This window comes from Sporosarcina limicola, from assembly GCF_014873855.1.
Lineage (GTDB): Bacteria > Bacillota > Bacilli > Bacillales_A > Planococcaceae > Sporosarcina > Sporosarcina limicola.
This window is the reverse complement of the sequence record NZ_JADBEL010000003.1, coordinates 131773-153778: the sequence shown is the minus strand read 5'-3', so window position 1 is coordinate 153778 and position 22006 is coordinate 131773. Positions and strand designations below refer to the sequence as shown.

General features: G+C 42.3%; 19 protein-coding genes and 1 pseudogene. 1 reads left to right on the top strand and 19 read right to left on the bottom strand.

Translation table 11 applies throughout. The features are described 5' to 3' along the window. Positions 1-14 precede the first annotated feature (14 nt). The 8 genes and pseudogenes from H4683_RS04380 to H4683_RS04345 all read right to left on the bottom strand — a co-directional run. Positions 15-200: pseudogene (locus tag H4683_RS04380) on the bottom strand (2-oxo acid dehydrogenase subunit E2); the annotation flags it as partial. 236 nt (positions 201-436) lie between these two features. Next, positions 437-976: a DUF3267 domain-containing protein gene (locus H4683_RS04375; protein ID WP_420826537.1), complete on the bottom strand. Its 540-nt coding sequence runs from the start codon at positions 974-976 to the stop codon at positions 437-439. Positions 977-1175: 199 nt separating this feature from the next. Then, complete coding sequence (locus tag H4683_RS04370) at positions 1176-2471, bottom strand: dihydrolipoamide acetyltransferase family protein (RefSeq protein ID WP_192597618.1); 1296 nt, start codon at positions 2469-2471, stop codon at positions 1176-1178. Between the two features lie 26 nt (positions 2472-2497). Beyond that, positions 2498-3481: an alpha-ketoacid dehydrogenase subunit beta gene (locus tag H4683_RS04365; protein ID WP_192597617.1), complete on the bottom strand. Its 984-nt coding sequence runs from the start codon at positions 3479-3481 to the stop codon at positions 2498-2500. Further along, positions 3481-4488, bottom strand: coding sequence for a thiamine pyrophosphate-dependent dehydrogenase E1 component subunit alpha (locus tag H4683_RS04360; RefSeq protein WP_192597616.1), 1008 nt, complete (start codon positions 4486-4488; stop codon positions 3481-3483). The genes H4683_RS04365 and H4683_RS04360 overlap by 1 nt, the downstream gene beginning before the upstream one ends. A gap of 16 nt (positions 4489-4504) precedes the next feature. Next, on the bottom strand, positions 4505-5932 hold the full coding sequence (gene lpdA, locus H4683_RS04355) for a dihydrolipoyl dehydrogenase (protein WP_192597615.1): 1428 nt from the start codon (positions 5930-5932) through the stop codon (positions 4505-4507). Positions 5933-5986: 54 nt separating this feature from the next. After that, a complete protein-coding gene (locus H4683_RS04350; protein WP_192597614.1) occupies positions 5987-7081 on the bottom strand; it encodes a Leu/Phe/Val dehydrogenase in 1095 nt (364 codons plus the stop codon). 115 nt (positions 7082-7196) lie between these two features. Beyond that, positions 7197-9242, bottom strand: a complete 2046-nt coding sequence (locus H4683_RS04345; RefSeq protein ID WP_192597613.1) for a sigma 54-interacting transcriptional regulator — start codon at positions 9240-9242, stop codon at positions 7197-7199. Positions 9243-9369: 127 nt separating this feature from the next. Between H4683_RS04345 and H4683_RS04340 the strand changes: the two genes are divergently transcribed. Beyond that, positions 9370-9600 carry a DUF2627 domain-containing protein gene (locus H4683_RS04340; RefSeq protein ID WP_192597612.1) on the top strand — a complete coding sequence of 77 codons (231 nt, stop codon included), beginning with the start codon at positions 9370-9372 and terminating at the stop codon, positions 9598-9600. Between the two features lie 20 nt (positions 9601-9620). Here the strand turns inward: H4683_RS04340 and H4683_RS04335 are convergent, their stop codons facing one another. The 11 genes from H4683_RS04335 to xseA all read right to left on the bottom strand — a co-directional run bounded on the left by H4683_RS04335 (position 9621) and on the right by xseA (position 21972). Next, complete coding sequence (locus H4683_RS04335; protein WP_192597611.1) at positions 9621-10346, bottom strand: glycerophosphodiester phosphodiesterase; 726 nt, start codon at positions 10344-10346, stop codon at positions 9621-9623. Next, positions 10339-11976 carry a DUF342 domain-containing protein gene (locus H4683_RS04330; RefSeq protein WP_192597610.1) on the bottom strand — a complete coding sequence of 546 codons (1638 nt, stop codon included), beginning with the start codon at positions 11974-11976 and terminating at the stop codon, positions 10339-10341. Before H4683_RS04330 ends, H4683_RS04335 begins: the two co-directional genes overlap by 8 nt. Positions 11977-12041: 65 nt before the next feature. Then, a complete protein-coding gene (gene spo0A, locus H4683_RS04325) occupies positions 12042-12833 on the bottom strand; it encodes a sporulation transcription factor Spo0A (RefSeq protein ID WP_192597609.1) in 792 nt (263 codons plus the stop codon). Positions 12834-13094: 261 nt separating this feature from the next. Beyond that, entirely contained in the window at positions 13095-14063 is a 969-nt protein-coding gene (locus H4683_RS04320) for a SpoIVB peptidase S55 domain-containing protein (RefSeq protein ID WP_192597608.1), read from the bottom strand. 170 nt (positions 14064-14233) lie between these two features. Continuing rightward, complete coding sequence (gene recN, locus H4683_RS04315; RefSeq protein WP_192597607.1) at positions 14234-15931, bottom strand: DNA repair protein RecN; 1698 nt, start codon at positions 15929-15931, stop codon at positions 14234-14236. Between the two features lie 15 nt (positions 15932-15946). Next, entirely contained in the window at positions 15947-16396 is a 450-nt protein-coding gene (ahrC, locus tag H4683_RS04310) for a transcriptional regulator AhrC/ArgR (protein WP_192597606.1), read from the bottom strand. A 284-nt stretch (positions 16397-16680) separates the two neighbouring features. Further along, positions 16681-17502, bottom strand: coding sequence for a TlyA family RNA methyltransferase (locus H4683_RS04305; protein ID WP_192597605.1), 822 nt, complete (start codon positions 17500-17502; stop codon positions 16681-16683). Beyond that, entirely contained in the window at positions 17499-19400 is a 1902-nt protein-coding gene (dxs, locus tag H4683_RS04300; RefSeq protein WP_192597720.1) for a 1-deoxy-D-xylulose-5-phosphate synthase, read from the bottom strand. Before dxs ends, H4683_RS04305 begins: the two co-directional genes overlap by 4 nt. A 96-nt stretch (positions 19401-19496) precedes the next feature. Then, positions 19497-20381, bottom strand: coding sequence for a polyprenyl synthetase family protein (locus tag H4683_RS04295; protein ID WP_192597604.1), 885 nt, complete (start codon positions 20379-20381; stop codon positions 19497-19499). Further along, positions 20374-20616 (bottom strand): exodeoxyribonuclease VII small subunit, encoded by a 243-nt coding sequence (locus H4683_RS04290; RefSeq protein WP_192597603.1) that lies wholly within the window; start codon positions 20614-20616, stop codon positions 20374-20376. Before H4683_RS04290 ends, H4683_RS04295 begins: the two co-directional genes overlap by 8 nt. Next, positions 20617-21972: an exodeoxyribonuclease VII large subunit gene (gene xseA / locus H4683_RS04285; protein WP_192597602.1), complete on the bottom strand. Its 1356-nt coding sequence runs from the start codon at positions 21970-21972 to the stop codon at positions 20617-20619. Positions 21973-22006: the final 34 nt, after the last annotated feature.

Genomic DNA, 22006 nt, shown 5'->3' with positions numbered 1-22006 from the left:
GTTTTGGGTTTTGATTAATAAACAGATGTATTATCCGCTGAAACATTTTCAAGAATTTCTTTGACGCGTGCAAGGAATTGGCCGCAAACTAAGCCGTCAAGCACACGATGATCGAGTGATAGACATAAGTTCACCATATCACGTGCTGCAATCATGCCACCGTCCATAATCATTGGACGTTTGACAATCGATTCTACTTTTCACCGAATGTATGGTTAGAGAAATTCATTAGAATCATTCGGTACCAATTCTGTTCGTTAATTATCTTTCCATATTGCAACAGTGATTTTCTCACCTGTAAAAATATCTGTACCATTCTTTTCATCATTTGATAATGCAAATTCCTGAATATCGTCTATTGTTTGTTATTCATCTTCACTCGCTATTAGCCGAACTAAATAACTTAGAAACATCCTAATTTGTATGCAGTTTAAATTTATGGATTTTTTTGCACTCGGTAATAACCTCTGCAAAATACTGCGTTTTTCGGTTTAATTGCTATTAAAAACGAATTGATAATATCAGAGCCAGAAATCCATAAATTTAGCCAAGTTATAAATAGTAAAATAGCTTTGAGATTTCCTGACACATAGAACGACATAATGGCAGGCACTCCGGATAATACAAGGAGGGGGAGGCTCATAAAGACCAAAAATCTCATTTTAGATAGGACTGCATTTGTATGTAGCCAAAAATATGTTCCGCGAAACGTTAAGCTAATATCACCTTTTTTGCTGATGACAAGAATGTGAAGAACTTCATGAATGATAAAAACAAAGATACCTATTAAGATGAGAGCGAATAGATTGATACTAGGAAACCATGTATTAAAGAAACATGCTGTTAGAAAAATGATAATCTGAAGTAAGTAAACGAACTTCATAAAGTGCTTGCGAAACCAATTATTTTTTATGAAAGGAATCCATTCTAACAAATCCATACTTATTTGCGGTAAATGTCGAAACCATACTATCATAAGTGTCCAACCCCCCTATTAAACTGATCATTCAAACATTTTAATTGATCATAGCACCTGTTTGCTCCATAAAAGTCACCAAAATAACCGTACAATATTCTCTATTCTATTATTCGTCTCTACTCATACGAATCCCTCTGTCTATTCGACAAATAAAAACCTCGACCCATACAAAACGGACCGAGGTGTATCATTTTCCTTAATAAACAGATGTATTATCCGCTGAAACATTTTCAAGAATTTCTTTGACGCGTGCAAGGAATTGGCCGCAAACTAAGCCGTCAAGCACACGATGATCGAGTGATAGACATAAGTTCACCATATCACGTGCTGCAATCATGCCACCGTCCATAATCATAGGCCGTTTAACAATTGATTCCACTTGTAAAATCGCTGCTTGTGGGTGATTGATGATGCCCATTGACTGTACAGAGCCAAATGATCCGGTATTGTTCACCGTAAATGTACCGCCTTGCATTTCAGACGATTTCAACTTACCTGAACGTACTTTTCCAGCAAGCTCATTGATTTCACGACCCAGGCCTTTGATTGTTTTCTCATCCGCACTCGTAATAACTGGCACATATAAGGAATCATCGGTTGCGACTGCGATGGAAATATTAATGTCTTTTTTCTGGATAATTTTATCGCCAGCCCACATCGAGTTCATCATCGGGAATTCTTTCAATGCTTGTGATACTGCCTTCACGAAGAAAGCGAAGTATGTCAGATTGAAGCCTTCCTTCTTTTTGAAATCATTTTTCAAAGCATCGCGAAATTGGACAAGACCCGTTACGTCAACTTCAATCATCATCCATGCGTGTGGTGCTTCGTGTTTCGAACGCAACATATTGTTGGCAATCGCACGACGTACCCCCGTCACAGGGATTTCGATATCACCGACAGCTACAGGTACATTGGTCGTTTCTACTGCTTTAGGTGCAGAGGATGCGGCAGCTGCTACTTGCGGCTGTTCTGGAGCTTGTGCAACGGCTGATGTCGTCACCGATGCCGCCGTTGGAATGTTTCCACTCTCAATGATTGCCAGTAAATCTTTACGCGTAATACGCCCTTCTTTGCCAGAACCTTCGACAAGTGACAAATCGATATTATTATCTTGTGATAAACGAAGAACTGCTGGAGAATAGCGCCCTGCCGCTGCCCCTTTTTCACGTTTCAAAGGCGTAGGTTTTTGTGCACTAGCCGCGGGCATTTCGATAGCAGGTGCCACCTCAATAGCGACTGAACTTCCGCCAGCCGTCTCAATTACACAGATGATTGCTCCGACTTCAAGCGTTTCACCCTCTTTAGCAATCAATTCCTTAATAATCCCTGCAAACGAAGAGGGAACTTCAGCTGTTACTTTGTCGGTATTCACTTCTGCAAGCGGATCGTATTTATCGACCGTATCACCCGGTTTAACAAGCCATTTCTCGATAGTACCTTCAGTAACACTTTCACCAAGTTGTGGCATTAAGATATTTTCAATAGCCAATTGGCTAACCCCCATTCCGAATCAAATTAAAATTCAGCTAGTTCACGTGCCGCTTTTTCGACTTTATCTGGATTGACCATGAAGAACTTCTCCATTGTCGGTGCGTATGGCATTGCAGGAATATCAGGTCCTGCGAGGCGCATAACAGGTGCATCAAGTTCGAAGAGACAGTTCTCAGCGATTATTGCTGCAACTTCACTCATGATGCTTCCTTCTTTGTTATCTTCTGTGACAAGAAGAACCTTTCCTGTTTTTGAAGCCGATTCAATGATGGCTTCTTTATCAAGCGGATAGACCGTACGAAGATCTAGGATATGTGCTGAAATCCCATCTTCTGCAAGACGTTCAGCTGCTTGCAAAGCAAAGTGGACACATAATCCGTAGGTGATGATTGTAATATCATTACCTTCGCGTTTGACATCCGCTTTGCCGATTGGAAGTACGTAATCATCTGTCGGTACTTCACCTTTGATAAGTCGATAAGCTCGTTTATGTTCGAAAAACAGCACGGGATCTTCATCGCGGATAGCCGCTTTTAGAAGTCCTTTTGCGTCGTATGGTGTTGAAGGAATGACGATTTTTAATCCAGGTGTGCTCGCAAACATTGATTCTACAGATTGTGAATGGTAGAGTGCGCCGTGGACGCCGCCGCCGAATGGTGCACGAATGACGATTGGACATGAATAATCATTATTTGAACGGTAACGGATTTTTGCCGCTTCCGATACGATTTGGTTTACTGCCGGCATGATGAAATCAGCAAATTGCATTTCAGCGATTGGACGCATGCCGTACATAGCCGCACCAATGGCGACACCTGCAATTGCAGATTCAGCAAGTGGTGTATCTAATGAACGGTATTCTCCGAACTGGTCGTAAAGCCCCGTTGTTGCCTTGAAAACGCCGCCTTTACGCCCAACATCTTCCCCGAGAACGAATACACGGTCATCCCGTTCCATCTCTTCTTTCATTGCAAGTGTGATTGCATCGATATAAGACATTACAGCCATTATTCGTTCCCCCCTTTCTCAGCATAGACGTGGAGTAGTGCAGATTCAGGTTCAGCGTAAGCAGCGTTTTCCGCATAGTCAGTCGCTTCATTTACTTCCTTCATGATCCGTTCTTCCATTTCTTTTTCGATTTCCTCAGTTAGTATACCGACTTCTTTTAAATAAATCGCAAACTTCGGAATCGGATCTGATTTTTTTTCTTTTTCAAGTTCTTCCGAATCACGGTATTGACGTTGATCATCATCCGATGAGTGTGCTGTTAGGCGGTAACAAATTGTCTCAACAAGACTTGGCCCTTCCCCACGACGTGCACGATCCGCAGCTTCCTTAACAACTTTATAGACTTCAAGTGGATCTGTTCCATCCACAGTAACCCCCGGCATCCCGTAACCGATTGCACGGTCAGAAACATTTACACAAGCAAGTTGCTTTTCAATCGGGACAGAAATTGCATATTTATTATTTTCAACCATAATAACCGTTGGCAGTTTATGGACGCCAGCGAAGTTCATGCCTTCGTGGAAATCTCCCTGGTTGGATGAACCCTCACCAAGCGTAACAAATGTTATGAAGTCTTCTTTATTCATTTTCGCCGCAAGTGCAACACCTACTGCGTGCGGAAGTTGAGTTGTAACAGGTGACGAACCCGTTATGATTCGATTTTTACGTTGCCCGAAATGACCCGGCATTTGTCGACCACCTGAGTTTGGATCTTCCGCTTTCGCAAAAGCAGAAAGCATTAAATCCTTGGCAGTCATGCCGAAATGCAGGACAACACCCATATCACGATAGTAGGGTGCAATCCAATCCTTACCATTATCAAGTGCGTAAGCTGCTCCTACTTGTGCCGCTTCCTGCCCTTGACATGAAATAACGAACGGAATCTTCCCAGCGCGGTTCAATAGCCACATACGCTCGTCAATTCGGCGAGCCATCAGCATCGTTTCAAAAATATGCAATACATCTTCATTCGTTAAACCGAGTTCTTCATGACGATTCTTTGCCATTTAAAACATCCCCCTCTTACATATGGATTGCGTTACCATCGACTGCGAGTGCCGCTTCGCCCATTACCTCAGATAAGGATGGATGTGGATGAATCGTGCTTGCCACTTCCCATGGCGTTGCGTCCAGTACCATTGCAAGCCCGGCTTCTGAAATCAAATCCGTAACATGTGCGCCAATCATATGGACTCCTAAAATGTCATTCGTCTTCTGATCCGCAACGATTTTCACAAAGCCATCTGAATTTCCGTTGACCAATGCCTTACCGATTGCCATAAACGGAAATTTTCCAACTTTAACGTCAAATCCTTGCTCTTTCGCTTGCTTTTCAGTAATGCCAACACTCGAGGCTTCTGGGTTCGAGTAAATACAACGTGAAATTTTAGTATAATCCATCGGCTCATTTTTCATGCCCATGATGTGTTCGACAGCTGCAATTCCTTCATGGGACGCAACATGTGCGAGTTGAAGCCCACCAATGACGTCACCAATTGCATAGATATGATGTTCTTTCGTCTGAAACGTGGGTCTTGCCTTGATGTAACCGTTGTCGATTTCAATTTCTGTATTATCCATGCCAATTCCTTCGACATTTGCTTGGCGACCTACAGATACAAGCATTTTTTCGGCAGTAAACGCTATTGTTTCACCGTTCATTTCAGCGGAGATTGCGACAGAATCATCGGTTTTGACAAGTGTTTCTGGAAGAACTTTTGCACTTGTTGCAAAGGTGATTCCTTTTTTAGTTAACAGTTTTTTCATTTCTTTTGAAATATCTTCGTCTTCGGTTGGAATAATGCGATCCGCATATTCAAGCACAGTCACTTCTACACCAAAATCATTGAGCATAGAAGCCCATTCGATTCCGATAACGCCGCCACCAACGATAAGTATCGATTTTGGGAGCGTTTCCATAGACAATGCACCATCAGAAGACATGATTTGCTCTTCATCAATGGCTAACCCTGGTAACGTACGTGGCCTAGAACCCGTCGCAATGATTAAGTTTTTCAAAATAAGCATTTCGTTTTCGTCGCCGTTGTTCATTTCAACAGAAATCGTCCCGGGCATTGGAGAAAAAATTGAAGGCCCCAACATTCTTCCTAGTCCCTCAAAAACATCGATTTTTCCTTTTTTCATAAGTGCGGTAACACCAGTGTGAAGCTGTTTAACGATTCCTTCTTTGCGTGCCTGTACGCGGCTGAAATCGAGTGTTACTTCCTTCGTGACCACACCGAAGTCCGCTGCTTGGTTTTTCGCTGTATCGAATACTTCCGCACTTTTCAATAGCGCTTTACTTGGAATACATCCTTTATGTAAACAGGTACCCCCGAGTTTTCCTTTTTCGACAAGCGCTGTTTTAAGTCCCAATTGGGCAGCGCGGATTGCAGCGACATAGCCGCCTGTTCCGCCCCCCAAAATAACTACATCATATTCTCGAGCCATATCAATGGCCTCCTTCCGCTACATTAACTTAATAGACGTTTCTACTAGTCCGTCTTAGCGTCTTGAAAGGACACTTTTTTCGTTTTGCAAGAACATGTTACGTGATTTCGCCACGCGCGCAATGCGCTCTTCAGCTAAGCGATCGGCTGCAACATACGTTGGAATCTGATCTCTTTTTGAGATTGCGAAAATCTTTTCGATTGTCTCGTAGATACCTGCAACGCGTTTTAACGCACGTTCACGGTTATAACCATCGAGTTCATCAGCCACATTGATAACGCCGCCCGAGTTAATGACATAATCCGGTGCATAAGCGATGCCCATTGCGTGAATTTTATCACCGTGAATTGGATCTTTCAATTGATTGTTTGCCGAACCTGCAATGACTTTTACTTTCAACTGTGGAATCGTCTCGTCATTGATGACTGCACCGAGTGCACATGGCGCGAAAATATCCGCTTCCTGAGAGTAGATGTCATTAATACCGACTGCTGTTGCGCCGAATGCATCGACTGCACGCTGTACGGCTTCTTCATTGATATCTGTCACAATCAGTTTTGCGCCTTCTTCATGTAGATACTCACATAGTGTGTACGCAACATTACCGACACCTTGTACCGCAATCGTTTTACCCGTAAGCGAATCGTCACCAAACGCTTCTTTCGCAGCCGCTTTCATGCCTTTATAGACACCAAAAGCAGTAACAGGAGATGGGTTACCTGACGAACCAAATTCTGCTGATACGCCTGTAACGTAATCTGTTTCAAGGTGAATCAAGTCCATATCCGCTTCTGTTGTCCCAACATCTTCAGCTGTGATGTAACGACCGTTCAATCCTTCGATAAAGCGACCAAAAGCGCGGAACATTTCATCGTTTTTGTCTTTCCGTGGATCACCGATAATGACCGTTTTACCACCGCCAAGATTTAAGCCAGCTGCTGCATTTTTGTAAGTCATACCACGTGCCAGACGAAGAGCGTCTTCGATTGCTTCTTCTTCACTCGCATACGTCCACATACGTGTTCCCCCAAGTGCCGGTCCAAGCGTTGTGTCATGGATTGCAATAATCGCTTTTAATCCTGATGCTTTGTCTTGACAAATAACAAGCTGCTCATAATCATGTGCTTCCATATATTTAAATAATTCCATTTGTGTATTCCTCCTGAGGTTGTGTTCTATTTTCAGTATCCACTAACTTGAAACCGCTTTCACAAACGCTATAAAATACAACCCTACTCATTCCAACTATCTTTGCTGAATGAAGTTAAACAAGGTTGAATTTCTCAAGTTTATAATAAAGGGAACGAAGCGAAATGCCAAGTCGGCTTGCTGTCAGTGATTTGTTGCCATCGTTTTCAGCGAGGGCCGTTTCAAGAATCGTTTTTTCGTAATCATCCATAATGGATGTCAGCGTGCTTTTTTCTGGAAGTAGCTGTTTGTCGATTTTGTTTTCCCTAGATGAAAGGGATTTAACCACATCTTCCAATCCGATCACAACTTCTCCGGATTCCATATAAATCATTGCACGACTAAGAACATTTTCGAGTTCCCGCACATTCCCCGGCCAATCATATTGCTTCAGCCTTTCCTGGGCCTGTACCGTGATTTTCTCAATCGTCATGCCGAATTCCTGATTTAACTTCACTAGAAGATGTCCAACAATCAAAGGAATGTCTTTTTTTCGTGAACGGAGCGGTGCAATATGAATCGTAATCCGGCTCAGGACATAATAAAGCTCTTCATTGAAAGTTCCATTATGCATTGCCTTTTCCAAATTCTTTGAAGTAGCTGCAATAATACGGACGGACAATTTGATAGATTGTTTTCCACCATTCCTGCAGATCATTCCGTTCTGTAAATATGTGAGTAATCTCTTTTGAACTGCATAGGGTAGTTCAGCAACTTCGTCTAGAAATAATGTGCCTTGCTCCGATTGTTCGAACAGGCCTTGAACCACTTCTGCATAATTGTTTTGCGAAACATCCGGCTCAAGTCCGAACAGCTCGGATTCCAATGCATCGGACTGCATCGTAGCACAATTCACCCGGATAAACTTATTAAACCGTCTTTCACTGCTACTATGAATGGCATGTGCAAAAAGTTCTTTACCCGTTCCGATTTCCCCACGAAGTAGAACCGGAACAGCTGATTTGGCCGCAAGCTTTGCCTGCTCTATTGAAATTTCCATATCAGGAGAACCGCCGAAAATGTCATCAAATGTGTATGTCGATTCAAGTTCTCGGATAATCGTGCGGGCTTGGTCGAGTTCTTTCATCAAACTCCGCATTTCAGTTATATCGTGAATGACGCCGACACTACCCCTCATTTGCTGATCAACAATAATGGGTGCAACGTTGACGATGACTTCGCGATTATTTTCACCGATGCGCATATTTACACCCCGAACCGGCTTTTTCGACTGAAGCACTTTCATATGAATACTTTCACCTTCATTAATATCCGCATTTGCAGGCTTCCCAATCACTTCGTCTTTAGAAAGACCTGTAATCCGTGTATACGCTGGATTAACGAGAATTCCGTACCCTTTGTCGTCGACAACAGAAATTGCATCATCACTCGAATGAATGATTGCTTCGAGCATGGTCTTCACATTGTTTAAATCTGTGATTTCTTCAGCGAGCGCAACGACTCCCGTAATATCTTTGAACACCGCGAAAGCGCCAACTTTTCTTCCGTCAGAATCAAAGAGGGGAAAACGAGATGTAACGATTTTTAATCCGTTGCCGAGAACTAGCTCTCGGTTCAATTCTACTTTACCCGATTTAAATACATTCGGAAGCTCTGTGGTCGGGATGACAGCTGTAACCGGTCTACCAATTGCTTCTTCAATCGAGACACCAGTCATCTTAGCGGCACTCTTATTAAAAAAGTCGACATTCCCTTCCGCGTTAATCCCGATCATACCTTCTTCAATCGAATCGAAAATCATCCGTTGCTTATGCATCTCTGCATGGATTCGCGTAATATATGTACCGTTTTCCTTGAGAAGACTAACAAGAAGATTCGCCACGGAGCCGGGTATAAGAACGGTTTGAGCGGGTCTGGCTTTCAATAGTTCAGCGAATACCGTTTTATTCCCAGACACATCAAAAATGATATGTAGATTGTCAGTTAAGTAACTGTTCCAATCTGCTCCGTATGCAATGCCTAGTTGTTTTGCACGTTTAATACCTGGCGCATGTTCGTTCGTATCTATGATTGCCTTCACATTCATGAATTCTAGGTTTTGGAGAAGGTCCAGTATTATCGATCCGCCTGCTCCCGCCCCGACAATAAGAACATTTTGCAAGGATATTCACTCCCCTCTCCCGAACCATGCAATCTTTTGCAATAACAACACTATCATACACGATTGCACTCTTCTTGACAATAAAAGTTCTATCGGTAAAATAATATTTAGTTAGGAGTTGTTAGTCATGGTACGACTTGCGGCATTCATCGTCCTTCTCATCCCTGGACTCTTTGCAGCCGGTGGCATTAAACTGATGCGGGATTCGTTATTCGGGATTTTATTTAATCCATTTCCTTATGTCTGGATTCAATTCCTTGTCGGTTTCATTTTATTTGCTGTTGGACTCGGTTTCTTTGCGGGATTTCTATTACGGCGGGATCGAAGAAAAGGAAAAGTACAGGAACGATTCAAGTAATACAAAGAGGATCAAAGCATTTAGATGCCTTGATCCTTTTTTGTATGAAAATGATTAGGGTAATCAGTAATCCACCCGTTAATGAAGGCCGGCGGATTGGCGGTAACTGGTTCTTTTCCGGTCATCCCGTATACCCGTATCTTTTTCCTGGTTTGAATCAGTTTACTCAGATAAGGCTCTTTCAACAATCGTTTGTGAAGATGGAATCCATCCGCACAAGAATACCGTTCTAGTCGATTCCAATCTATGCTTTTCTTGCGAAGTAGGTATGCCGTTTCCATACCAGAATCAGCCTCCTTTACTTTTTCAAGCAAGTGATAATCAAAAGAGGAGATATGAACATCCTTGATTGTAGATGCAAGAGAAACGATCTGCATGATGGATTCGGGTCGTTCTGAGACGGTCTCTTTCAATTCTACGTTAAGTCCTAAGTCATGCGTTAGGCAAAACGACACAACCTCAATTAGTGTCGGAATACGATGGCCGAAAAACAACCGTGAATATTTCCTGCCTACTCGAAGTTCCGCCAATTCAGCACTCGTCATCGTCGTAATAGATCTCCGTATACCCGTCAACCTATAAAGATCGGGATCATGAATAACCATCGGGACGCCATCTTCTGTTAGTTGGATATCTAGTTCGATTCCGTCCGCCTTTTGTTCATATGCTTTCCTGAATGCCGCCATTGTGTTTTCAAATCGAATACCCGAGGCACCCCGGTGCGCAAAAATCATGGGCCTAGACATTCAATACGCCATCGACGATTTTAAAGATACCTTTCGCAGAATTATGCAATGTTGAGGTTTTGGACCCAATCTGGATAATCGTTCCTGGATATGCTTCCTTTGTCACATTTATTTGAGCTTGAACCGCTTTTTTCTTTGTTCTTAAATCGTGTTGAATCTTTGCATTTAGTTCTGAAATCGTTTCCTTATTCAACTTAATCTCCTTCACCAACTGTTCATATACACGGGCCTGGTGTCCTGTTAAATTTGCTGCTGTCTTCTCGAATCCCAAGGCTTGTTTCTCCAGCTTCCCAAGGATACCTTGGTGTCCCTGTAAATCTTTCGCCATATCTTGTATTTTAGTATTGAGTGAATCCATTTTGATTCCAGTCGCTTGAAGAATCGTTGTCCGCTCATGACTATTACCAGCAAATGCAGTTTCGATGGTGAAAAGTGCTTCAATTTGACCACCGATGATTTTACCTCTATTTTTATTTACAAACACACATTCCGAAATGACATCGGTTCCAAGTAAATAAAGACCAACATGAACTTCTTTGCCATACATTTTACAATTATTTGCATGCTTAATGAAAATAGTCCCTTTAGCTTTAATAATTGACGATCCACCACCAAAGAAACCGCCTTTTATATAGACATCACCTGCGGAAGACTGAATTAGCTTCGCATTCGTGACACCCTCCTTTCCTTCAACGGATATGTCCCCTGTCGCAACAACCGAGAAGCCGGCCAGAACGGTTCCTGAAATCGACACAGAACCGTCAAACGTTATCGAACCAGTTTCTGGGCCGACATCTCCAATCACGTTCAATTGTTTTCCGACACCGACAACACCAATTGTGAATTCCAAAGCACCGTCATATATGGCACGAAGTACAATCTTGTCCTCTCCCACTTCCTCTTTCACCGTTTTTCGATCATAAACCAACTTTGCATCTAATCCTTTTAAAGCAGGTAGGCTATTTCCAAATACATCAGATCCCTCAATCCCATATTGTGCAGGGATTTTCTCACCCAGCCACTCCCCAACCTTAACTGGAGTGACAAAATTCATTTCATAGTAATCGGCAGATCCATCTTCACGGATGACCGGCTTCTTTTCGGGAAGGTCGATGTATGTAATGATTGCGGCGGAACCTTCTTGGGATGGTGTTCCAGTCGCGGCGATCATTGGTTCACCTAGCGTGAATATTTCACCTTCCAAATACGTCCTTCCATAGATGACTCCTTTTTCATCAAGCACTTTTTCGGCCTGAAGGAGAAGCTCCTGTTTGTTGTCATCGAGTTCTTTTTGGGATGCATTCATAATCAGATAAGCATTCATCTTGTCAGCTGAGACAGTCACTTCAATAAGTGGAAGCCAACTACCGATAACATGCTCACTATCTATTTCTGTAAGCGCTATCCTTAACGTTGGAAATGAGTTGATTTTTATACGTGGATGGTCCCTTGTAACCAGATCGAACGACTTAAGTGGAAAACCAACTTTTTTCGTTCGTAAAAGTACTTCTTCTCCTTGGACTAAAAGATCAAAATAATCATTTTGCATCAACAAATAATCTTCACCCTTTCCTATTGCTACTATTATATAATATTTCGGACTCTTTGGTGGAACTATTTTTTTTTGCAAGAAAAATGCCTACATTACGAATTTAAATTTCGTAGCGTAGGCCCCGGCACTTAGGCATGAATAGCTTAGCTTGCCATATGTTCAAGCCTAATTTTATCGGCAATCATTGCGATGAACTCACTATTCGTAGGTTTGCTCTTTAAGTGATGAACTGTGTAACCGAACATTTTTGATATGACATCGTAATTGCCTCGATTCCATGCGACTTCGATTGCATGACGAATTGCACGTTCCACCCGTGATGGCGTTGTGTTGTACTTTTTTGCGATATCCGGATAAAGTATTTTTGTAACAGATCCAAGTAAATCAACATCTGTATAGACCATTTGTATTGCCTCCCGAAGAAAAGCATACCCTTTGATATGGGCGGGTACTCCAATTTCTTTGATAATTGCGGTGATGGTTGTATCGAGTACTTTTTGACTCACTGTCCCTGGCGCGTATCCTACAGGTGATTGGGAAGTGGGTGTAGTCGTTTTTTTTGTCCCGGCCACTTGAAAAATCTGGTTTGCCAGCCGCTCAAATTCAAACGGTTTAAGCATGAAATAAGAAGCACCTAGGCTAGCAGCTTGCGCCATCACATCTTCCTGTCCGAATGCGGTTAACATAATAATATGCAGGTCGGCAGTTAGAGCTTGTCCATTTAACGTTTCAAGTACAGCAATTCCGTCAAGATGAGGCATTATGATGTCAAGAAGCAAGACATCTGGCTTTTTTTCTTCCAGCATCGACAAGCATATTCTGCCGTTATGTGCAGTCCATATGATTTCAATTTCAGGATGCCTTTCAAAATATGTTACCATTGTTTTCACGAGATCCTTGTTATCGTCAGCAATCGCTATTTTCAGTTTTCCCATTCCCATTTCCCTCCAGTATATTAATATATCTTTTTTCTTGAACCACCAAAAATTAGACGCCCATCTCCAATCTGTCCAAAGAGAGTTTTCGATAAAACATATAATAACCCTCTTTTTCAAATAAAAATGAATCTTATGACGTACGATTTCCCTATGATTCGACGAAATCCATTATTTTCTATTTGCTTGTCGAATCCCCTTTCATTAGTTTACCATCTCGCTGGAAAAGGGCCAACCCAACTTTGGGTTAGCCCTTTTATTTCATTTTTCACCGGTTCGCATGGTTTCCAAAAAAAGAGCTGCACCTTTTTGGGGATTATCGACAAACATATGCGTGACCGCACCTGCAAATTTTCCATCTTGGATAACAGGACTTCCACTCATTCCTTGTAAAATCCCACCAGTCATCTCAAGTAATTTAGGATCGGTCAGGATAAATTGAAACTGGTCCTGCTCAATCGATGTAATTCGAATGGAAAATGATTCAACCTCTGTCCCTTTTACCGTCGTAAAAATTTCAGCTTCGCCTTCTTTAACTTCTGATGGTTGCATAATCTCCAACGGTTTGACCAACACTTCTTTATGAGTGGTGTTCCAGGAGCCAAAAATGCCATACACGTCGTTTGAACGGATAGTTCCAAGAAAATCATTATCGTCCACAATCGTCGAAATTTTGTAGCCAGGAACACCGGGAACACTTTTTTTAATCTGATTGATTTCTGAAAGATAAATCGCACCTGATTTAAAAGAAGGTGGTGTTTTTAAAGCACTGTCGATGATTTGATGGCCAAGTGCGCCATAGGTCCCTTTTTCCGGATCAACATACGTCAAGGTTCCTGTTCCTTCCGTCCGATCCTTCAGGAATGGAATGAGACGTTTCATTGCTTCACCATCTACCTGAACCTGGCTTTTTTCTCCATTTCGAATAACAAGTAGCGCACGGTCTTTTTTGTCTTCCTTTACAGACAATACTTCCATAAAATCACTTATTGCGCCAATCGAAGTATTGTCTACTTGTTCAATCAAATCACCTGCCATCAACCAATGATTTTTACTAATCATAACATCATTTGTTACGAAGATACCCGATAGGTCCATTTTAATGCCGATTGAGTGCCCCATCGGGATAAGTAAATTATCATTCGCAGATGCTGTACCCGTAGCGAAAGGCATAAAAAGCAAGAGCACAGAAAACGAAATGGTCAACTTGAGCTGCCTACTCCATCCCATATTTCACCTCCCTAAATAAGATACTAATGGTATGTCCGTTCAGGGAAATGTTATGAAAGGGTAAATCAAGCAATCGTGGAACGTTTCCTAATTTAGATGCTTGCCACCGTCTAAGTGCTGAAGTTCTGTCAATTAAAAAAATGTTCACAAAGCTTAATTGACGTTCCGTCTCATCTAAACGCCTTTTTTCGTTCGGCAGCCAAAGTCAACAGCTCATCCGCGTGTTTCAATGTGAGTGGTGTGATTTCAGCACCTGACAGCATCCTAGACAGTTCCTCTACCCTGTCAGAATCAATGACATCGTGAATTACCGTTCTCGTCCTGTCACCTTGCACCTCTTTGGCTATAAGGTAATGATGATCAGCCATTGCCGCTACCTGCGGTAAATGTGAAATACATAATACCTGAGAATGCGTTGCAATCAAAGAAATTTTTTCCGCTATTGCTTGTGCTACCCTTCCACTCACGCCTGTATCGACTTCATCGAAGATAAGCGAGGTGATCCCTTGATGTTTGGAGAAGATTGTCTTCAAGGCAAGCATAATACGGGAAAGTTCTCCACCTGAGGCAACTTTAATGAGTGGCTTCAATGGCTCACCGACATTCGTCGAAATGAGGAACACAACATCATCAAAACCCTTCGAATCGAAAGAGCCTGCTAGTTTCCGAGTAATTGCTACTTTAAATGAAGCTTTTTCCATATGGAGCTGTTGCAATTGTTCCATAATTGCATTTTCCAATTGGATGGCCGCCTGTTGTCGTATAATTGATAATTCTTCCGCTTCGATTTTCAAGTCTTGCAATAGATGATTTAGTTTTTCTTGTTCGGAAGATAGTCGTTCATCTCTACTTAACAGACTTTCAAGATCGTCTGCTATCTTTTCGCGATATAAGAGAATATCCTCAATTGTTTTACCGTACTTCCTTTTTAGAGAGATATGTAAAGCCAATCTTTCTTCAACTACTTCGAGTCTCACGGGGTCGAATTCCAACTCATCGAGTAGGCTTTTAAGTTCATGAGCAGTATCTTGCAAAGAATAGAAGCTAGTAACAATCGTTTCTGCATGTGGTTTTAAATTTTTATCAACAGATGCTGCATCTTCGATATCACTCATAGCTGAACCAACCCAATCAAGTGCGTGTCCATCCCCGCTAATCGATTCATATGCAGTGTTCAACCGCTCATATAGTCGATTGAAATTTTGAAGCTTTTGCTTTTCATCTTGTAGCTTATCCTCTTCTCCAATGACAAGGGCAGCTGCATCAATTTCTTTTAGTTGGAAGGAATATAAGTCAATACGTTGGGCTACTTGCTGTTCGTTTTCATCAGCAGTCTCAAGTTTACGTTTCAATTTACGATAGCGGTCATAGAGCTCGCAATAATTTTCATATGCACTTCCTAGTTCTTCCCCGACAAAAGTATCTAGTAGGTGAATATGTCTTTTCTCATGCATTAATTCTTGATTTTCATGTTGACCATGAATGTCAATTAATTGAGAACCTATTTCCCTTAAGATGGCAATAGTTACAAGTTTTTCATTGATGCGACAAACTGTTTTACCGTTCGAATTTAAATCGCGCCTCAAAATGACGACTCCATCCTCCACTTCAATGCCGAGATCGTTCAATTTTGAAGTGATAGGGTGCCTTTCATCTTCTAATCTGAAAAGTCCTTCTAATTCGGCTTTTTTTGCTCCATGTCGGATGAATTCCGGCGAGCCCCTTCCTCCTGCAAGCAGCTGTACAGCGTCGATAATAATCGATTTCCCTGCGCCAGTCTCCCCTGTCAATACAGTTAAACCGTCATCAAAAGTAACTTCAAGTTTTTCAATGATTGCAAAGTTTTTAATGGAGATTTCACTTAACAATAGCTATCGCCCCTTTCAAAGCATGGCAAGTAATCTTTCTTTCACAACGGCCGATAATGATTCATCTCTACAAATAATCAGGCAGGTATCATCACCGCAAATGGTACCAAGGATATCATCCCATCCGAGATGATCAAGAAGGGATCCGACCGCTTGAGCATTACCTGGAAGCGTTTTCAAAATCAGAAAATACCCTGCGCCATCGATGCTCACAAATGCATCTGTCAACATCCTGTTCAATTTTTGTTGTGTATTATACTTATGTACAGGCGGAAGACTGTATTTGTAGCGACCATCTGGTAGTGGAGCTTTAATGAGATGCATTTCTTTTATATCACGGGAAACTGTTGCTTGTGTAATTGTGAAACCCGCTTCTTTCAGATTATCAACGAGTTGGTCCTGTGTTTCAATTTCAAAATTCGAAATGATATCCCGGATACGTACATGTCTATGTCCTTTATTCATTTCAATCACTCCAATCCCTAGAAATTACTGTCTTATTTTTACTGTACCATCGAATTTTTCTCACAACAAGAAAAACGTGAAAATCAAATACGCCTCGGCGTATTTGAGCCCAGATTTTGAATTGGGCTTGCCCAATTGACTCCTTTCAAAATCTGTGGCATCCGCCGGAGGCTTAACTTTATTCAGCAGGGATTTGAACCCCCACTGATTTAAAATGCTTATTTTACATTCATCCCGCAGCTCATTGAAGTGGGGAATTTCTGCCAAATGAAGTTAAATGCTCGCTATAACAATTCCTGGTAGGCATCCTCGACAAGTTTGTCAAATGCATTGGCATCGAAAAGTGATTTCGGATCTGCTTCAGAAATCAAATGAAAGAGAAATTCAATATTTCCTTCCCCGCCAGTCACTGGCGAATAGGAGATGCCCTGAAGACTAAACCCTTCTCGTGCTGATGCGTCTGCTATTTTTTTCAGAACATCCAGATGAATGGACTTTTCTTTAACAACACCTTTTTTGCCCACTTTACCTTTTCCAGCCTCGAATTGAGGCTTAACTAGCGCAATGACGTTTCCACCCTCAACGATGATGTGCTTCAACGCAGGCAGGATAAGTGTTAGTGAGATAAAAGATACATCAATCGTAGCAAACTGCGGAACACCTTTTATAAAAAGTTCAGATGTCGCATGTCGGAAATTCGTTCTTTCCATTACGGTTACTCGCGGATCTTGACGGATTTTCCACGCCAATTGATTATAACCGACGTCAAGGGCATAGCAATGCGATGCCCCGTTCTGTAGCGCGCAATCTGTGAAACCGCCTGTTGATGACCCAATGTCAAGAATGATTTTATCCTTGACATCAACGTCAAATAATCCGAGTGCTTTTTCAAGTTTCAACCCACCGCGACTCACATATTTCAGTGTCGGACCCTTAACTGTGAGTGGTGCATCAGATGGGATTTTTTCACCTGGCTTATCGAGTCTAGACTCTGCTGAATAGACGATACCGGCCATGATGGAACGTTTTGCCTGTTCCCTCGTTTCAATAAGGCCACGTTCAACCAGAAGGACGTCTACCCGCTCTTTGGGAACTTTATTCGTCATACTTTTCCCCTCTCGGCAGTCTGCTCATTAATAAAACCCGTCATTTGCTCAACAAGATGTTGTGTCGTCATGCCAATTTCAGCAAGTAATTCATCAACATTTCCATGTTCAATGAACTGGTCAGGTATTCCCATCCTACGAATCGGAGGAACTTTTCCGCATATGTCATGTGCATACTCGATGACAGCACTACCGAAACCACCGGCTAAGACCGCCTCTTCAACTGTCAGAATTGGCATACCTGTAGAAAATAGCTCATTTAGCATGGCCGTATCCAAAGGCTTGATAAACCTCGCATTAATGACTTTGACATGTATTCCTTGAGAAAACAATAGTTTAGCTGCTTCAAGCGCCATCGGGATTGTCGTTCCAAATGTCAGAATCGCCCCATCGGTCCCTTCACGAAGCACTTCCCACGAACCGATTGGAATCGGCTGTAATGTTTCATCCATTACCACACCCTGACCGTTCCCTCTCGGATAACGCATTGCTATTGGTCCCTCATCGTAATCGAAGGCGGTCTTCACCATATGTTGTCCTTCATTTTCGTCTTTCGGCATCATGATGACAAGGTTTGGCATATGACGCAGGAAGGCGATATCAAAAACACCTTGATGGGTTTCACCGTCCGCACCAACGAGACCTGCGCGGTCGATGCCGATGAAAACGTTTAGATTTTGCCTTGCAACATCGTGAAGCATTTGATCATAAGCACGCTGTAGGAATGTCGAATAGATTGCTAAAAACGGTTTCATGCCTTGTGTTGCAAGTCCAGCAGCCATTGTTGTTGCATGCTGTTCGGCTATGCCTACATCGAAAAAGCGTTCCGGGAATTCTTCCGCAAACGATTCGAGTTTCGAGCCAACCGGCATTGCCGGGGTTATGGCGATGACGCGATGATCCTCACGTGCAATCTTTCGTACTGTATCCGCGACAAGACCACTCCAAGAAGGCGCAATAGAAGATGACTTCACAAAATCGCCAGTCTCGATTTTATAAGGTCCTGTTCCATGCCATGTACCGATTTTGTCATCTTCTGCTGGACGATATCCTTTGCCTTTTTTCGTCACGACATGAAGAAGGATAGGACCGTCCATCTTTTTTGCATATTGCAGATTACGCTCCAATTCATTGAAATCGTGTCCGTCAACCGGTCCAAGATAGGTGAAACCTAGTTCTTCGAAAAAGATTCCTGAAACGAGTAAATATTTCAAACTATCTTTGACGCGTTCTGCTGCAGCCGCAAGCTTACCACCGACTGCTGGAATCTTTTTCAAAATATATTCGAGCTCGTCCTTTGCAGTATTGTATTTGCCAGCAGATCTCAGTTTTCCAAGCACCGTGTGAAGAGCACCCACGTTTGGTGCAATAGACATTTCATTGTCATTTAGAATAACAATCATGTTTGTTTTTTCGTGACCAATATGATTGAGTGCTTCCAGCGCCATACCGCCTGTAAGTGCACCATCGCCAATAACTGGAATTATATAATTTGAATCCTCTTTGACATCACGTGCAATCGCCATGCCCATCGCAGCCGAAAGAGATGTGGAACTATGACCTGTTTCCCAGACATCATGCCTACTTTCAATCATTTTCGGAAAGCCACATAAGCCTTTAAATTGTCTAAGTGAATCGAAATCACATGCCCGCCCAGTCAAAATTTTGTGAACATAAGCTTGGTGACCTACATCCCAGATAATTTTATCATCTGGGCTATCAAAATGCCGATGAAGCGCAATCGTTAATTCAACTACGCCAAGATTCGGACCGATATGGCCCCCAGTCACAGATAATTTTTCAATAAGGAACTTCCGGATTTCTTCGGCAAGTTCCATCATCTGTTCCTTGTCGAGCTTTTTAATAAAAGATGGACTGGTAATTTCAGTGAGATCCATCATTATCACACACCTTCATAAATTGATTGCTACGATTACATATACACTTAATTCATTATAACAAGAAGGACGTCTAGTACAACCTATTCGTTCCCATCACGATTTCCGATCAACGATATAATCTGCAAATAATCCAAGTAGCAACTGCTCTTTTCCAAGGAATGCAAGGGATTCCTTTGCAATCTGGTGGTATTCAGCCAAACGTTCCCCAGCCGTCGGGAGACCAAGTAATGATGGGTATGTAGACTTATGACTCGAATTGTCACTCCCGACGGTCTTTCCGAGTTCTTCTGTTGTTGACGTGATGTCGAGAATGTCATCTTTAATTTGGAATGCAAGTCCAATATTCCAAGCATAATTTTTTAGTTGTGTTATTTTTTCTTGATTTAGACCCGCTAGAATCGCTCCTGCCTCGACGCAGAATAAGAGAAGTGCACCCGTTTTATTGACATGAACCTTTTCAAGTTCTGTCAGTGAAAGTGATTTTGATTCACCTTCGAGATCCAGCATTTGCCCTCCTACCATTCCATTTGCTCCGGAAGCGTCCGAAAGTTTTTGCATAATGTGAAGACTATCTTCGGCTGATGTGTCGGTGAGTTTCGTTAAACTATTGAATGCAAGTGTATGAAGCGCATCACCCGCAAGAACTGCAACCGCTTCCCCATACATTCTATGATTAGTTGGCTTGCCACGTCTGAAATCATCGTCATCCATACAAGGTAAATCATCGTGAATGAGAGAATACGTATGGATCAGTTCGACAGCACAGGCAACCGTTAGGGCATCTTTTGATGTAGCTCCAAGATCTTCAAGTGTAGCAAGAACGAGGAGTGGTCGGATTCGTTTTCCGCCAGCATTTACCGAGTAAACCATGGATGATTGCAGTGTTTTAGGTATATTTTCACATGTAAGTAGGCTATTCAGTTTCCCCTCAATTGCCGGGAGATTTTCTTTGATAAACCGTTCAAGTACTTCATGCATCAGAATCTGCACCTTTTGTTGGTTCGTACGATGTTTTATTTCCTTCTTTGTCAATGAGGGAAATTAGTTGTTTTTCGGCATCTTGCAATTTAGCATGACAATAAGATGAAAATTCCATACCTTTTTTATATAATGTGATGGCATCCTCGAGAGGGACATCCCCTGTTTCTAGCTTTTGGACAACTTCTTCTAATTTCAGCATCGCTTCTTCAAAGCGGATTGGCTCTTTATCCAATTAGATTTCCTCCCCATCGTTCGTAATAATTGAATGGACTTTCGCTTCGGCTATCCCATCCTGTAAACGAATTTGGATAGTTGTTCCGACTTCCATTGTTGTAACGGAATTAGCGACAGTTCCGTTTTGATAAACGATTGAATAGCCACGCTCCATTAGAGTAAGTGGATTTAGTGCTTTCAACATTCGAACCGAAGAAAATAACCTATCCCACCGTATGCGGATATCCTGATTGGCTGCGCGCGAAAGTCGCTCCGTGAGTACAGTCGTATTTCGATGCCCATCCTTTATACGCCGATTTGGTGAGTAGGATGATAGCATACCGCTAAGTCTTTGTAAATCTGAAAATCGGCGACTCGGAATCTCTTGACCGCTACGTTCCAGCCTTCCTTCAAATCCAATTAGTCTTTCTGTAAACGGACGGTATAGCCGTTCAGGAAACTGAAGCGGATAAGATGTTTGTAAGGTTATCAGCCGTTTTCGTTCGTTTTTAATTTGATGGGATAAAGCGCCATATATCGCCCGTTTACGGTCTAAAATCCTCTCAAGTAAATCCTCCCGAGCTGGGACAGCCATCTCGGCGGCGGCTGTTGGAGTGGGAGCCCTTCTATCCGATACGAAATCAGCAATCGTTGTATCGGTTTCGTGGCCGACTGCGCTGATAATGGGAATCCTACAAGAGAAAATCGCTCTTGCAACGGACTCTTCGTTAAATGCCCATAAATCCTCGATTGAACCTCCGCCCCGTCCAACGATTAACACGTCAATTGAACCATGACCATCTGCTTGTCTGATTGCTTGGACGATGGAAGGAGCTGCTTGCTGTCCTTGCACAATCGCGGGAAACAAGATGATTTCCGCAAGAGGGTAACGTCTTTCAATCGTTGAGCAGATGTCTTGAATCGCTGCACCTGATTGCGCTGTCACTACACCGACTGTATGTGGAAATACAGGCAACGGACTTTTCCAGCGCGTATCGAACAACCCTTCTTTTCCAAGGCTTTCTTTTAATTGTTCATACGCAAGATACAAAGCTCCGATTCCATCAGGTTGCATTGTCTGAACATACAATTGGTATTGTCCACTGGATTCATAGATAGTTACATCACCTGTGATGAGTACATTCATGCCGTTTTCAGGCCTGAATTTCAGCCCAGTCGCACTAGTGCGAAACATGGCCGATTGGATCCGGCTTTTGTCATCTTTCAAAGTGAAGTAAATATGACCACTTGGATGATTTTTCACATTGGATAGTTCACCTTTAACAAAGACATTGCGTAAATGGGGATCTGCATCAAATTTTCGTTTAATATATTTGGTTAGGGCCTGCACAGATAAATAAGGGTTTCCTGTCAATTCTACGCCTCCCAATTCACGACGTATAGAAACG

Coding starts and splice junctions, on each gene's coding strand:
- ahrC (WP_192597606.1), bottom strand. CDS start 16,396: ATGAATAAAGGACATAGACATGTACGTATCCGGGATATCATTTCGAAT.
- H4683_RS04350 (WP_192597614.1), bottom strand. CDS start 7,081: ATGGAATTATTTAAATATATGGAAGCACATGATTATGAGCAGCTTGTT.
- H4683_RS04375 (WP_420826537.1), bottom strand. CDS start 976: ATGATAGTATGGTTTCGACATTTACCGCAAATAAGTATGGATTTGTTA.
- H4683_RS04320 (WP_192597608.1), bottom strand. CDS start 14,063: ATGGGATGGAGTAGGCAGCTCAAGTTGACCATTTCGTTTTCTGTGCTC.
- dxs (WP_192597720.1), bottom strand. CDS start 19,400: ATGGATCTCACTGAAATTACCAGTCCATCTTTTATTAAAAAGCTCGAC.
- H4683_RS04335 (WP_192597611.1), bottom strand. CDS start 10,346: ATGTCTAGGCCCATGATTTTTGCGCACCGGGGTGCCTCGGGTATTCGA.
- H4683_RS04360 (WP_192597616.1), bottom strand. CDS start 4,488: ATGGCAAAGAATCGTCATGAAGAACTCGGTTTAACGAATGAAGATGTA.
- H4683_RS04365 (WP_192597617.1), bottom strand. CDS start 3,481: ATGGCTGTAATGTCTTATATCGATGCAATCACACTTGCAATGAAAGAA.
- spo0A (WP_192597609.1), bottom strand. CDS start 12,833: ATGGGAAAACTGAAAATAGCGATTGCTGACGATAACAAGGATCTCGTG.
- lpdA (WP_192597615.1), bottom strand. CDS start 5,932: ATGGCTCGAGAATATGATGTAGTTATTTTGGGGGGCGGAACAGGCGGC.
- H4683_RS04295 (WP_192597604.1), bottom strand. CDS start 20,381: ATGCATGAAGTACTTGAACGGTTTATCAAAGAAAATCTCCCGGCAATT.
- H4683_RS04340 (WP_192597612.1), top strand. CDS start 9,370: ATGGTACGACTTGCGGCATTCATCGTCCTTCTCATCCCTGGACTCTTT.
- H4683_RS04305 (WP_192597605.1), bottom strand. CDS start 17,502: ATGACGAATAAAGTTCCCAAAGAGCGGGTAGACGTCCTTCTGGTTGAA.